General features: G+C 53.0%; 13 protein-coding genes. 10 read left to right on the top strand and 3 right to left on the bottom strand.

The genetic code is table 11. The features are described from left to right. The first annotated feature begins 37 nt into the window (after positions 1-37). The 3 genes from ACTHPM_RS22960 to ACTHPM_RS22950 all read left to right on the top strand — a co-directional run bounded on the left by ACTHPM_RS22960 (position 38) and on the right by ACTHPM_RS22950 (position 6100). Complete coding sequence (locus ACTHPM_RS22960) at positions 38-1561, top strand: ABC transporter substrate-binding protein (RefSeq protein ID WP_440397777.1); 1524 nt, start codon at positions 38-40, stop codon at positions 1559-1561. A gap of 57 nt (positions 1562-1618) precedes the next feature. Continuing rightward, the gene (locus ACTHPM_RS22955; RefSeq protein ID WP_440397776.1) at positions 1619-2995 is read left to right on the top strand and encodes an alpha-L-fucosidase; all 1377 of its coding nucleotides are present in this window, start codon (positions 1619-1621) and stop codon (positions 2993-2995) included. 81 nt (positions 2996-3076) lie between these two features. Beyond that, positions 3077-6100 (top strand): glycoside hydrolase family 2 TIM barrel-domain containing protein, encoded by a 3024-nt coding sequence (locus tag ACTHPM_RS22950; protein ID WP_440397775.1) that lies wholly within the window; start codon positions 3077-3079, stop codon positions 6098-6100. A 144-nt stretch (positions 6101-6244) separates the two neighbouring features. On the opposite strand, the gene ACTHPM_RS22945 is transcribed toward ACTHPM_RS22950, so the two are convergent. The 3 genes from ACTHPM_RS22945 to greA all read right to left on the bottom strand — a co-directional run bounded on the left by ACTHPM_RS22945 (position 6245) and on the right by greA (position 8121). Then, positions 6245-6667: a VOC family protein gene (locus tag ACTHPM_RS22945; protein ID WP_440397774.1), complete on the bottom strand. Its 423-nt coding sequence runs from the start codon at positions 6665-6667 to the stop codon at positions 6245-6247. A gap of 108 nt (positions 6668-6775) precedes the next feature. After that, positions 6776-7492 carry an RNA polymerase sigma factor gene (locus tag ACTHPM_RS22940; protein WP_440397773.1) on the bottom strand — a complete coding sequence of 239 codons (717 nt, stop codon included), beginning with the start codon at positions 7490-7492 and terminating at the stop codon, positions 6776-6778. Positions 7493-7647: 155 nt separating this feature from the next. Then, positions 7648-8121, bottom strand: coding sequence for a transcription elongation factor GreA (gene greA, locus ACTHPM_RS22935; RefSeq protein ID WP_440397772.1), 474 nt, complete (start codon positions 8119-8121; stop codon positions 7648-7650). Positions 8122-8267: 146 nt separating this feature from the next. Between greA and ACTHPM_RS22930 the strand changes: the two genes are divergently transcribed. The 7 genes from ACTHPM_RS22930 to ACTHPM_RS22900 all read left to right on the top strand — a co-directional run bounded on the left by ACTHPM_RS22930 (position 8268) and on the right by ACTHPM_RS22900 (position 14123). After that, positions 8268-8753, top strand: coding sequence for a DinB family protein (locus ACTHPM_RS22930; RefSeq protein ID WP_440397771.1), 486 nt, complete (start codon positions 8268-8270; stop codon positions 8751-8753). Between the two features lie 90 nt (positions 8754-8843). Beyond that, positions 8844-9269, top strand: coding sequence for a MarR family winged helix-turn-helix transcriptional regulator (locus ACTHPM_RS22925; RefSeq protein WP_440397770.1), 426 nt, complete (start codon positions 8844-8846; stop codon positions 9267-9269). Between the two features lie 229 nt (positions 9270-9498). After that, positions 9499-11148 carry an MFS transporter gene (locus tag ACTHPM_RS22920; protein WP_440397769.1) on the top strand — a complete coding sequence of 550 codons (1650 nt, stop codon included), beginning with the start codon at positions 9499-9501 and terminating at the stop codon, positions 11146-11148. 18 nt (positions 11149-11166) lie between these two features. Then, positions 11167-11802, top strand: a complete 636-nt coding sequence (locus tag ACTHPM_RS22915) for an HlyD family secretion protein (RefSeq protein ID WP_440397814.1) — start codon at positions 11167-11169, stop codon at positions 11800-11802. Between the two features lie 172 nt (positions 11803-11974). Then, positions 11975-12553: a DUF1273 domain-containing protein gene (locus ACTHPM_RS22910; RefSeq protein WP_440397768.1), complete on the top strand. Its 579-nt coding sequence runs from the start codon at positions 11975-11977 to the stop codon at positions 12551-12553. Between the two features lie 50 nt (positions 12554-12603). Further along, positions 12604-13599: a Gfo/Idh/MocA family protein gene (locus ACTHPM_RS22905; protein WP_440421687.1), complete on the top strand. Its 996-nt coding sequence runs from the start codon at positions 12604-12606 to the stop codon at positions 13597-13599. Beyond that, complete coding sequence (locus ACTHPM_RS22900; RefSeq protein WP_440397812.1) at positions 13599-14123, top strand: hypothetical protein; 525 nt, start codon at positions 13599-13601, stop codon at positions 14121-14123. Before ACTHPM_RS22905 ends, ACTHPM_RS22900 begins: the two co-directional genes overlap by 1 nt. Positions 14124-14323 lie beyond the last annotated feature (200 nt).

Below are 14323 nucleotides of genomic sequence, written 5' to 3'. Positions count from 1 at the left end.
GTTTTAATAAAAAAGTACAGATTATAGGGGGATGACGATGAATTCGATGACAAAGAAGGGCAGAGGCTTCAAGCTCTCCGTGCTGATTCTCATGCTGTCCATGGTTCTCAGCGCATGCGGCGGAGGCGGAAGCAAGACCGCCGACGCGGGAGACACGGGCAAGGCGGCCGGCGAGACACCGAAAGAGTCGACAAGCGATAAGAAATCGACGGAGCTGGTGCTGTATTTTGCAGGCGATCCGCAGAAGGACACCGAGCTGGTGGAACAGAAGGTCAATGAATATCTGCAGCCCAAGCTCAATGCCACGGTTAAAATCAACTTTGTTCCTTGGTCGGACTATAAAACAAAGCTGCCGGTTCTGATCGCTTCCGGACGCAAGATCGATGTGATGTTTACGAACCCGGATACGTACTCCAGCCTTGCTGCCAAAGGGGCTCTGACACCGGTAAACGATTTGCTGGATCAATTCGGGGCGGACGCGAAAGAGGCGATGTACAGCAAATTCCTGGACATCAGCATGGTAAACGGCAAAAACTACGCAGTTCAGAATCCGAAGGAAATTGCTTCACAGTGGGTGCTGCGTTTTAACAAGCCGCTTGCCGACAAGCTGGGAATCGATACGACCCAGGCGGATTCCATCGAAAAAGTAGGCGATCTGCTGAAGCAGGCCAAGGCGAAGGATGGCGGGCTGTATCCGATGGAAGCCACACAGACAGGCATCTTTTATGTTCCATTCGACTATGTCGCCGGACAGGACGTGCCGCTTGGCATGATCTACGGCCCTGGCGCAGACAGTGGCAAAATCGTTGACATGTGGGAAACGCCGGAAGCGAGTAAGGCGCTGGATGTCGTGCATAGCTATTACAAGGCCGGATATATCCGTCCGGATGTCGTGACCTACAAAATGCCAACGAGCGAAGAGCAGACAGGAAACTGGCTGACAGGACTGGCCGGAGGCATTCCGACCGCGGACAACATTTGGACTTCCCGCGCCGGCTTCCCTGTCACCTATGTGCCGATCGAAAAGCCGATCGTCACGACGAGCTCGGGCACGGGCTCCATGCTGGCCATCCCGGTAACGGCTCAGGATAAGGAGCTGTCCATGAAGTTCATCAACCTGCTGCATTCGGATGTGTATCTTCATAATCTTTTCGTATACGGCATTGAGGATGTGCATTACAAGAAAATCGGCGATAACCGAGTTGAGGATCTGCCTGCGCGCAAGGAGCGGTTCAATACGGCTTGGTTTGAATTCGGTAACGGCTTCCTCACCTATTTGACGAAAGATGATCCGGAGGACAAGTGGGAGCAGTTCAAAAAATTCAACGATGAAGCGGAAACATCACCGCTTGTAGGATTCAACTTCGATGTTTCCAAAGTGCAGTCCGAAATCGCGGCCGTTAAAAACGTCAGTGCGGAAATTTCGATACCGCTGAAATCCGGCGCGGTCGACCCGGCCGTATATCTGCCGAAGGCGATTTCCAAGTTCAAGGAAGCCGGCCTTGATAAAATCATGACAGAGATGCAGTCCCAATACGATGCATGGAAAGCGACGAAATAATTGCTCTTTAAGATGCGTTGAAATTCAAACGGCAGTCAGGGAGGTTGCAAAATACAAATGGGCAAAACGATGATCAAAGACGGAACGCACGGATACAGCAGGGAAGACGAATGGGTGAAGCCGGAAAGTCCGGAGCTTCAGGAGCGGCTGGAGTGGTTTCGGGACCAGAAGCTCGGCATCATGATGCACTGGGGGCCGCATTCACTGCTAGGCATGTTCGAATCCTGGGGCCTTTCCGACGAGGATGCCCACTGGTCGCGTGGACCTGTGGACTGGACGGATGGGGAAGAGTTCAAAAAGCAGTACTTTGCGCTTAACAAAGCGTTTTATCCGGTAAGATTCCAGCCTGATGTATGGGCCGACCTGGCTGCCGACAACGGATTCAAATATCTGATTTTTACGACGAAGCACCATGACGGATTCTGTATGTGGGATACCGAAACGACGGATTACAAGAGCACATCCCCGGAGGTGCCGTTCTCGGAACACCGATATGCCGATATCTGCAAGCATTTGTTTAACGCTTTCCGCGAGCGAGGACTCGCCATCTCGGCTTATTTTTCAAAAGCGGATTGGCACACGAAGACCTACTGGGCTCCGGGGATGGAGCGCAGCCAGCCTACCTGGCGCGGTCCTTCCTACAATCCCGCAGAGCATCCCCGGCTGTGGGATGAATTCGTGAATTTCTCCCACGAGCAGATCATGGAGCTGATGACGAAGTATGGCCGGATCGACGTGCTGTGGCTGGACGCGGGCTGGGTACGCGCGGATAACGGACAGGATATCCGGCTCGGGGAAGTGGTTGCCGCCGCAAGGGAGCATCAGCCGTGGCTCTTGACCGCCGATCGCACGGTCGGAGGCGCGCATGAGAATTTCATTACGCCGGAGCAGGCGATTCCGGAACAACACATGTCCGTGCCTTGGGAAAGCTGCATCACGATGGGGGCCGGGTTCTCCTACCGGTATGAGGGCGAGTATAAATCAACCCGGACCTTGATTCATATTCTGATGGAAGTCGTTGCGAAGGGCGGTAACCTGGCTCTGAACATCGCTCCGCAGCCGGATGGAAGGCTTCCCGAAGCCGCTGTGAAGCGGATGAAGGAGCTGGGGGATTGGCTGAAGCTGTACGGCGAGGGCGTTTACGGCACCCGGTCATGCGAGCCCTACTTTGCACAAGAATGCGCGTTTACGCGCAAGGGAAGCACAGTGTACTGTTTCCGCCTGTATCCGGAGGGGGCCGAAGTGGATGAGATCATCCGTTTCCCATTCAATGAAAGCATTCAATCAATCGAACTTATAGATCCGGAAGAAAGACTGATGTTCACGATGGAGGACGGTAGAGTAAGCGTCGTGCTGCCTCCCGGCGAGTGCGCCCGGTCAGCGCCAATCGCCCATGTACTGCGGCTTACGCTCCGCAATGAAGACAATTCGTAAAAAAAGATATATAAGTTCTACAAAACGGAGCTTCCCGGCTCCGTTTTCATTTGTTAGGATAACGGTAAAGGAGCTGATAACATGCTAAGTTTGGAAAGATACTGGGAAAATACGCAAATCCTTGAAGTGAACCGGGAGCAACCGCGCGCATATTATATTCCTTATGCGGACGCAGAATCGGCGAAATCAGGCAAAAGATCCAGATCCCCGTTTTACCGGACGCTGAACGGCGGCTGGAAGTTCAAATATTACAGCAGCGTACATAACATCACGGAATCCTTTTACGACAAACATTTCGACGCTTCGGCCTGGGATGATTTATTGGTGCCGTCCTGCTGGCAGACCGAAGGCTATGATCAGCTTCATTATACAAACGTCAATTACCCGATACCATGCGACCCTCCTTACGTGCCCGATGAGAATCCGGCCGGATTGTATATCCGCGATTTCCGGATCGAGGAGGCGTGGGGTGGCAAACAGACCTATACGGTGTTCGAAGGGGTCAACTCCTGTTTCTATGTATGGGTAAACGGGCAATTCGTCGGCTACAGCCAGGGAAGCAGGATTCCTGCTGAATTTGATATCACGCCGTTCGTACAGCCCGGCGTCAACCGGATGGCCGTCATGGTGCTGAAATGGTGCGACGGAACCTATCTGGAAGACCAGGATTTATGGCGCTTTTCAGGCATTTTCCGTGACGTCTATTTACTGGGCAGGGAGCAGGCGCATGTGCGCGACATGTTCATAAAGCCCGAGCTTTCGGCAGATTACACGGAAGGCATTCTCCGCTGCGAGCTTGCTACAACCGGCCCGGTGACGGTTCGAGCAGAACTGCGCGATGCGGAGGGGAAGATATGCGCAGCCGGGGAGCTCGAGGCGAATGGCAAGGCGGAGCTTTTGCTCAACATACCGAAGCCTGTGCTGTGGAATGCTGAAAACCCTTACTTGTATGAGCTCTATTTGAGCGACGGGAAGGAATGCATCCATATACCGGCCTTCTTCCGCACCGTCTCTGTTCAGAACGGCATATTCATGATCAATGGACAGGCCGTCAAGCTGAAAGGGGTCAACCGTCATGATTCCCATCCGGATCTGGGGCAGACGATTCCCATGGAGCACATGATCCAGGATCTCAAGCTGATGAAGCTTCATAACGTCAACACCGTACGCACGTCACATTATCCCAATGACCCGCGTTTTCTTGACCTTTGCGATCGTTTCGGCTTTTATGTGGTCGACGAGTCGGATCTGGAATGCCACGGGCTTGTCGTATCCGGTGATTTCCATCAGCTGACGCGCGATCCGTCTTGGGAAAAAGCGTTCGTGGATCGCGTGGAGCGGATGGTGGAGCGTGACAAAAACCATGCCTCGGTTATTATGTGGTCGCTCGGCAATGAATCCGGGTATGGCGCGAACCATATCGCCATGGCAAAATGGGCGCAGCAGCGGGATGATTCGCGGCTGGTCCATTATGAAGGCGCGTCGAAGAGATATGAGGGCGACACCGACACGGAGGATCTGGACATCGAGAGCGAGATGTATCCTTCCCTGGCTTACGTGGAGGAATACGGAGCAGATGAAAGCCGCACCAAACCTCTGTTCCTGTGCGAATACAGCCATGCGATGGGCAACGGACCGGGAGACTTGAAGGAATATTGGGATTTGTTCTACAAGTATCCGAATCTGATGGGGGGATGCGTCTGGGAATGGAATGATCACGGCATCCGGACGACAACGAGCGAAGGTGCCGAGTATTTCGGTTACGGCGGTGACTTTGGGGATCAGCCGAACGACGGCAATTTCTGCATCGACGGCCTCGTATCGCCGGATCGCGTTCCCCATGCAGGCCTGCTTGAACTGAAGCAGGTTATTGCTCCGGTCCGCATCGAAGCAGAGGACCAGGAAGCGGGAAGCTTCCGCGTGACGAACCTGTATGATTTCAGCGGCCTGGGCCATCTTGTGTTCTCATGGAAGCTTGAGGCGGACGGCGAGCTGGTTAAACAGGGTCTGCTGGAAGACGTGAATGCGGGGCCGCAGGCCTCCACTCTAATCACGGTGCCTCTCCAAAAGCTGCCCGCGGCAGGAAGGCATTTCCTGACGATCAGCGTGCGGCAGAAGGAGGACACGCTCTGGGCTGAAGCTGGCTACGAGATCGCCTTTGCCCAGTTTGACCTGGGAGGGAAGCCGGCTGGAGCGGACCAAGATCGGGTTTGGCTGGATCGGCTCAGACAGCGTCCGCTTCAGATTGATGAGGAAGGCAGCCTGGTCACGGTGGAAGGTGAGGATTTTAAACATGTATTCGACAAGGCCAAGGGCATGTTCGTCCGTCTGTCGAAGCATGGGCTGGATATGATGGAGTCGCCGCTTGCGTTCAGCATCTGGCGGGCACCGACCGACAATGACCGCAACGTCAAGCATCGCTGGATGGAAGAGGGTTACCACCGGGCAGGCATGAAGGTATACGCCTGCACCATCAGCAGCCGGAGCGATCACGAGGTGGAAATGGCGGTGGACTTTTCCCTGGGCGGCTACATGAAGCATCCTGTGCTGAAAGGGAAGGCGCTATGGCGGGTTGACGGCTCCGGCGAAGTGTCGATGTCCGTCAATATCCGGGTGAGAGACGGGCTGCCGTTCCTGCCTCGCTTCGGGCTTCAGGTTACGATGCCAAAGGGGAACGAGCAGGTCGAATATTTCGGGCTGGGTCCCGGCGAAAGCTATGCCGATAAGCGGCACAGCGTGCGCGCAGGCAAATATCTGCAGCGCGTGGATGATATGTTCGTGCCTTACGTGATGCCGCAGGAGAACGGTTCAAGATACCAGACCGAATGGGCCTCCGTGACGAACGAGCTGGGCATGGGCCTGCTGTTTACCGGCAATGCTCCATTCTCCTTCCAGGCTTCGCACTACTCGCCTACGGATCTGGACCAGGCAGGACATCTGCACGAGCTGGTAAAGCGGAACGAGACGATCGTACACATCGATTACAAAATGAGCGGAATCGGCTCGAACTCCTGCGGTCCCGAGCTGCTGGAGAAGTACCGTTTGGATGAGAAGGAATTTGCTTTCGCGCTGCAGCTGCGTCCGGTGTTCAAAGAAGACGAGTAAAGGACAATGAAGGGCAAGCGGCTTTTACGAGACAGGGGACTGTTTATTCGGGAAGTCGGCGGGGTTGCTTGTTGCACGCTTTGCCTTCCTATGAATGACGACAAAGAGAGAGGGGGTGAGCCCTCTCTCTTTGTCGTGTTTGTTTTATACGGCGGTGGAATCTTCGGGCTGCTCCTCTTCTTTCGGCCAGCCGCCCCATACGCCCAGCAAATTGCCGTTCGGATCCACGATCTGGAAGCTGTAGCCTCCGCCCGGCTTATAGAGCATCTCTCCAACCTGAACCCCTTTTTGGCTCAGCTCACGGCTCATTTGTTGAATGTTCTCCGCCTGGAAGGTGAGCACGGGCTTACGCTCTCCTTTGGAGCTGACAAATTCAAATTTCGGTACCTCCAGCGCTTCGACCAGACCCAGCGACATACCGTTCAGGTTAAGCCATGCGGCATCGTCCCCCTCATTGAACGGGAAACAGAAGCCGAGTCCGAATACCTCCGTGTACCATTTGGCCGATTTGGCTACGTCCTTTACCGGTAATTCGATCACTTGAATATGAAGGGATTGAGCTGCCATTTGTTCTCCTCCTTGAATCTAATAGAATTAGAACTGAACTTGGTATGAGTTCGTTTTCTACCTGTATAAACGGTTGAATCGATGCAAAAGAAACGGGTGGAGATCCATTCATTTGAATTTTTGGGAGGACACCCGGATCAAATGCCCGTCCGGATCGGAAAAATCAAAATACATGAACGCTTCGCTATGCCACACGCGGGCCACATCCATGCCGCTGCTACGAATCTTCTGATAAGAGCGGTAAATTTGGTGTACGTTTCCGCTGCGAAAAGCTTCGATGAATAGATCGAGCAGCCCCGCATCCAGCGCCTCCCCTGCCGGAGGGGAGAACGAGCCACCGCTTTCGGCCGCACCTGAAGCCTGTTTGGACAGGCGGACCCGGACGCGCTTCAAAGCTTCCTTGACGGCCCCTTCGGTCGATCCGATATGCATGGCGGTTTCTTTGGCTGTAAAGCCGAACACGTCGATCATAAGCAGCAGCACGGCTTGGCGGATCGACAGCCGCGATGCCATGACTTCGAAGGCTTCCCGCAAATGATAATCGCTCACCGCGGGAAGGTTGTCCAGCTGTTCTTCAGCCAAGAGATGTTCGGAGGCAGATTTCTTCCGAAGGGAGTCGATCCAGGTGTTCTTGGCTATGCGCAGCAGGTAAGCCCGCTTGAGCATCATGCCTTCTGTATAGGAACGATAGGCTTTCTCCAGCGTGGTCTGCATGAGATCCTCGCCGTCTGCTTTGCTGCCCGCCAGTTGGGTGCAGTAGGCAAGGAGGGCGGACATATGCGGCTCGATGATGCCTGCAAACGATTGGGGATGAATGGATAACACGACCTTCCTGTAATCTATGTAATTTTCCTTATAATACCACGCGGAAGGCTCCCTAGTATCCGCATTGAACGCAAAAAAGAACCCTGCTTTCTGCCATGCAGAAAGACAAGATTCCGTTGTGAGAAGACCTACACGCCTCGGGCGGGATATGAAGTCTAGTTGGCCCGGATTTCGAGCACTTCGTACTTGATGACGCCCATAGGCGCAGTCACGCTGACGGTATCGCCGGCAGCTTTACCGATCAGTTCCTTACCGAGCGGGCTTTCGTACGAAATTTTATTGTTATGGGCATCCGCTTCGGCGGGGCTTACAATCCGGTATTCCACGATCTCTTTGAACTCAATGTCATTGAGCTTCACATAGGAGCCGACGCTTACGGTAGATGCATCCGTGCTTCTGACGACGCGCGCTTTGGTCAGCGTTTTCTCCAGCTGCAGGATCCGCGTTTCCATAAAAGCCTGATCGTCCTTGGCGGAATGGTATTCGCTGTTTTCCTTCAGGTCGCCATAGCTGATGGCTACTTTCAGACGTTCTGCAAGCTCTTTCCGCTTTACGGTTTTCAGCTCTTCGAGCTCGGCTTTCAGTTCGGCCAGACCTTCCGGGGTCAAAATAAGTTCTTCATTGGACATATCTACAACACCTCTTTCTTAAATTGTACACGAAATGGCGCGTTAAAGCGAAATAAACATCTTAAACCGTTATAGCCAAAGTTTCGCTGGAGACCGTGACCACGTTCCCCGTATACTATTTTTATCATCTTAAGGAGGAATGCCGATTGAAAATGATGTTTGATTATAACTGGGCCGTGCGCGAAGATTGGTTCAAATGGTGTGAAGAAACCAGTGAAGCCGAGCTTCTGAAACCGCGTACCGGAGGTGTTGGCGGGATTCTCCACACGCTGTTTCACGTCATCGACGTGGAATGGAGCTGGATTCGTGTGCTGCAGGGGAAAAGCGACTTCAACGACAGCTTCGACGACTATCGGAGTGTCCGGCAGGTACGGGCGCTGGAAGCAGCCTTTCGCCCAGAGGTGGAAAGCTTCGTCCTGAATTGGAATGAGGACATGGAGAACCGGGAATTCCGCGCTGTCAGCCCTGATGGCAGAGAAAACTTGGACACGTGGGGCGAAGTCGTCCGTCACATGATCGCCCATGAAATCCACCATGTCGGCCAGTTGTCCGTGTGGTCAAGGGAAATCGGCCGAAAGCCCGTATCCGCGAACCTGATCGGCCGGGGCCTGGCTCTAGGGCAGCTCGGCTGACTCGGCGGCTTGTCCCCTTTATGCTATACTGGTTGTAACGTGTTTAGGAAAGTGGAACCTGGCAGCATTAGAGGAGGATGGACAGAGATCATGGATGCTCCGCTTCATTTGATTGAATATGAAATCGCTTTGCTGGTAAGGCTCACGACAGCACATAGCCCGAAATTCGGAAATTTGGACCGCTCCGAATATCTTTTGCTGAGCGAGCTGGAAAAATACAGCCCTCTGGCAATTCATGCCCTTGCAGATCGTCTGCTGCTGAATCTCTCGACGGCAAGCCGGCAGGTGGCTGTGCTGGAAAGCAAGAACTACATCCGGCGTTATCCGGATACCAGCAACGGCAGGATCAGCCTCGTCGAAATTACCCCGGAAGGAATGGAGGCGCTGGGTAAGGTTCAAAAGGCGCGCAATGACGCTTATGCCGAGGTGCTTGCGCATTGGACACCCGAGGAGCTGAAGGGCCTGGAATCGAGTCTGACGCGGCTGAACCGGGATTTCAAGGCGTGGCGCAAATGACCTATACGCAAGGGATGGAGCTGCCCAGGGAAACCCAAGACCCGAGGGCAGCTTTTTCGTGGGGGAATAGGGAGAACGGCGAGCAGGGGAAGGCTGCAGGCAAAATAAACAGGTTGCCATCCTAAAAGTATATATTGTATAATACAACTTGCTGTTTACAATATATATAATTCCTTATGGATCGGAAGCTCGTTGTTATGCAGAAACATTAAAGGAAAGGAGGAGACTGATGAAATCACAGTCAAGCCTTACTGCAGCCATATCCGAAACGGCCAAAATGCCGGTACCCCAATTTCTGGTCATATCGCTTCTGACGATATTCGCGATCGGTCCGCAGTATTTCATCAACTTGTCGTACATTATGAATCAGGTCATTATCCAAAACGGCTTGAACCTCAGTTCGAGCGATCTGCTGCTCCCCTCCACCTTGTCCAATATCGCATTTGCCATTGGCGTGCCGCTAGGGCCCGTCATCTCCAGGAGGCTCGGCGTAAGAAAAACCTATCTGATGTTCGTGACCGTCTTTTTGCTGGGATCGGTGATCAACGCCATTTCGGAGGATGCGGTCTCTTTGACGATGGGAAGGGTTATTCAGGGACTTAGCTCGGGTTTTCTGTTTTTGACCATTTTGCCCGTGAGCTTAAGATCGTTTCCGAACAAAATCCGCAATTATTTTCTGCTCATGGTGATTACCGGTTTGTTCGGCGCGAGTGCGGTAGGAGCGATATTCGGCTCCGTGTCCCTCAGCGTGGATACATGGCGCTGGTTGTTTATTCTGAACATCGTGTCCGCTGCATTGTGCCTCATCGTCGGGTTCCTGGGATTGCCGCATGGCAAGGAAGAGCATCATTCGGAGCCGGTGAACCGGCTCAGCGTCACGCTGATGGTTGCACTGATGCTGATGCTGACAGTTCCGCTTTGCAATTTGATGCAGAAGGGATTCACCTCCCTGTATGTATGGCCGTTTCTCATTGCGGCACTCATCCTGCTCGTGCTCTTTATCGTATTCGACCTGAAGAGCAAGACGCCGCTCGTACCGTTCCGGACGTTAAAAGCGGCAAAGCCGGTATCGGGCACCGTCATGGCGATCGCATCCCATATCTGCCTGATCTTTGCAATCGCCGGTATTAACGGCTTCTTGCGGAACAACATGGACCTGCCCTTCCGGTACCTGGTCCACTTTTACATCTGGTTCTTTGTCGGCATTGTGGTCACGGCGATCCTCAAAACGTTGCTGTATGACCGTTTGGGCGCCGGTATACTCGGCTTGATCGGCTCGATTGCCGTTATTTATGTCAGTCTTCGGTGGAGAACGATGGGCGCGGACGTGTCGCTGAATCTGCTATATGCCCAAATGGCGCTGCTGGGAGCTGGCGTGAGCATGACGCTGGTCGGTGGAGCGCTCGGAACGGCGCTTGCGGGGGATATTCACCAGGCCTCGATGAGATCCGTCACGCTTCACTCCATCCGGAATTTCGCCGGTGCCATTGTCACGCCGCTGCTGGGCTGGTACCTGACCCGCCAGAACGCCCTTCATTACGAGGAAATTCGTGGCCGGCTCGGTCTGTTCAGCGGGGAGGCCAAATCGGAAATCGCAGGTATTACCCGGAATCTGATGGCGGAAGGCGTCCCTGCAGCCCAGGCGCAGAGCACGGCTTCTTATGAGCTGCTCGTGCACACCAAAAGAGCAGCCATCCTTGGTGCTTACCACCATTTGTTTACGATCATGGCCTGTGTTGGCGTGATTATGCTGGTGGCTTCCATCGGCAAAATCGCCACGGGCAAAGGCAGATCGCTGGTTCAAAAAGAGAAGAAACGGCTGGTGCCGGAACCGGGACGGGCAGAACTTCACCCAAGCACCATCCATATTACGAAGTGAGGAGAATTCATACCCATGATAAACCGCAGTCGCTTGATCATAGCTAACATTATAGGGATTTTGGTGATCTGCTTTTTTATTGCGGCAGGCGCCTACTTTTATTATGAAAAGTCCAATTTCTACAAAACGGAGGATGCCGTCGTCGAAGCTGATATGATGCCTGTCGTTGCGCCTGCTCAAGGGGTGCTGACGAGCTGGAACATTCAGGACGGCACGAACGTGAGCAATAAAAATGTCGTTGGAGGCATTTCGGACGGAACCAAAGTGATCCCTGTCAGCCCCCGCATGGACGGAAAGATCATCAAAAACGATGCCCGCGTGAATCAGCTGGTGCAGGCGGGTCAGGTGCTGGCGCAGGAGGCAGATCTGGATCACATGTATATCGTCGCCAACATCAAGGAAACCCGGCTGAAAGACATCAAGGTGGGCCAAAGCGTGGACATTGCGATCGATGGTGACTCGGGTACAAAGTTTGAGGGCGTTGTAAAAGAAATCGGATTTGCCACGAACTCTGTATTCTCGGTGCTCCCGCAGCAAAGCTCCACGGGCAGCTACACGAAAGTGACGCAGAAGGTCCCGGTGAAAATTTCGATTAACCAAACATCGGCCCGGGTTCTGCCCGGCATGAATGCCGAAGTGAAAATATCGCTGTAAGCTCCCGCTGTTTCTTTACCCTAAAGAAAGAACCCTGTGTTTCGCTTACGGAAACACAGGGTTCTTTTTGTTTAAAACTCTTATAATCAGTGGAAATTAACGAAAGAATAGAGTTATGATAGGATGAAAGCATTGTATAGAACAGGCAAGGGCGGAAAGTAAGGGGTTTGCGATGAAAAATGTGCTGGTGACAGGCTACCGCGCGCATGAACTGAATATTTACGGACAGAAGCATCCGGGTATCGCTTATATTCAAAAGGCCATTACCGCCAAGCTGGTCCAGCTTGCCGAAGAAGGGCTGGAATGGGTCATTTCGCCGGGACAGTACGGCGTCGATCTATGGGCCTGCGAAGCGGCGATCAATCTGAGAAAGCAGTACCCCGATCTGAAAATCGCCGTCATAACGGCTTTCGCGAATCCGGAAGAGAACTGGAAAGAGGATAAGAAGGAATACTATAACCGGATTCTGCAGGACATTGATTTCTATGAAACCGTGAGCCGTCAGCCTTACGACGGACCATGGCAGTTCAAGGCAAGAGACGATCTGCTGTTCCGCAAAACGGACGGCATCATCCTCGTTTATGACGAGGAGACGGGCGAAGGCAGCAGTGCCCGTTTTTACAAGGAGAGAGCCTTGAAGAAACAGCAGGAGGAAGGGTACGGGTTCATCAGCATCAGTACCGAGGATATTCAGAATTTGGCGGACGAGGATGCCTCCGAATGGCATGACGAGGGTATGGAGTTCAGCTGAGCGTTCATATTTAAGCGTTCAATAAGCGTTCATTACATATAAGAAAGGAAATGATGAGATTGATCCGATTCGGAACGATAGGCACCAACTGGATTACGGAACGTTTTCTTCACGCGGCGGAGGAGAACGATGATTTCAAGCTGACGGCGGTTTACTCCCGCACGGAAGACAAGGGCCGGGAGTTTGCTGCGCAGTTCGGCAGCCCTAAGGTATATACGGACCTCACAGCCATGGCTTCAAGTGATGAAATCGACGCGGTGTATATTGCGAGCCCGAACTCTTTTCATGCGGAGCAGGCGATTCTGTGCATGAATCACGGCAAGCATGTTCTTTGCGAAAAGCCCCTTGCCACAAACAGTGCAGAGGTTCGGCGCATGATTGAGGCGGCGGAGAAAAATCAAGTCGTATTGATGGAAGCTCTGAAATCCACCCTGATGCCGAACTTCAAAATCATGAAAGAAAATTTGTACAAAATCGGCCAGGTACGGCGCTATTTTGCGGGGTATTGCCAATATTCCTCCCGTTATGACGCTTTCAAGGAGGGGACGGTGCTGAACGCTTTCAATCCGGAATACTCGAACGGCGCCTTGATGGATCTGGGTATTTACTGCATTTATCCGATGGTATCCCTGTTCGGCAAGCCCGAAGCCGTTAAAGCCGTCGGCGTCATGCTGTCATCCGGCGTGGACGGCGAAGGAAGCCTTGTGATGCGTTACCCGGACATGGATGCGGTCGTCATGTATTCGAAAATATCGGACTCCTTCCTGCCGGCCGAAATTCAGGGTGAAAACGGAACGATGGTGATCGACCGGATCAATCAGCCGTATGACGTCAAAATCCAGTACAGGGACGGCAGCATCGAAAACCTAACCCAACAGCAGATTCATGAATCGATGTATTACGAGCTGGAGGAGTTTATTCGCATGATCGGACGCGGCAAGCTCAGCAGCAAGATCAATTCCCATGAAACCTCGATTGCGGTGGCTGAAGTGATGGAGGATGCAAGAAGACAAATCGGTTTGAAGTATGCGGCGGATGCATGGTAATGTTCGACCCGACGATTGTAGAAAATTTGAAGGTTGCCTTTGAAAATCAACTGTATGATCTCGATAACCTGGATGGGCGGATTCGGATTACGGGCCGGAAGGACTTGATGGACATGTCGGTCATGTCCCGTGAATTTGCCATAAAGTTCGAATTGGCAGAGGACCCCTCCGCCGTATTCGCCGAAATCCGGCTTCAGGCTTCCCTTGCCGATTTGGCGGCTGAGATCTTGGAACTGGAGGGCAAGCGGCCCGGGTGCGAGCTTCGGATTTGCTTTGGCATGGACGTAAGCCGTCCGGAGGAAGAATGCGGGCGAATCGAGCATCTGCTGAAGGAGATTTGGCCGGAGGTACCGCTCGTACAGACGCTGAGCCGTATTTATGGCGCAAACCGGGAGGGCTGGACGAACGAAGCGGAGCTCCGCTTCCAGCGTAAAATCGACGAGGAGCAGATGGGGGATATTCCGGAGATGATCTCGCATGCCATGCGCTCGTTGCAGGAGCTTCGCGGCTTGTTACAACGGTGATCCTGCGGCTCATTCCGGTGAAGGGTAAAATATCGTGTGCTGGTTAAGGAAGGGAGCCCCTTCCTTTCTTTGGATATCGGAACGTACAGAATTCGAAATTCCAATACCCAATAAGCTGCATTTTGTCGGAAATGCTATTTTGGCGGAGAAAACATGCTTCTAATGAGCGGATTTGGTTTAATGAATGTTATAGCTATCTT

It is taken from the genome of Paenibacillus sp. SAFN-054 (genome assembly GCF_051966755.1).
Taxonomy (GTDB): domain Bacteria; phylum Bacillota; class Bacilli; order Paenibacillales; family Paenibacillaceae; genus Paenibacillus_AQ.
This window is presented reverse-complemented; position numbering and strand designations above follow the sequence as displayed.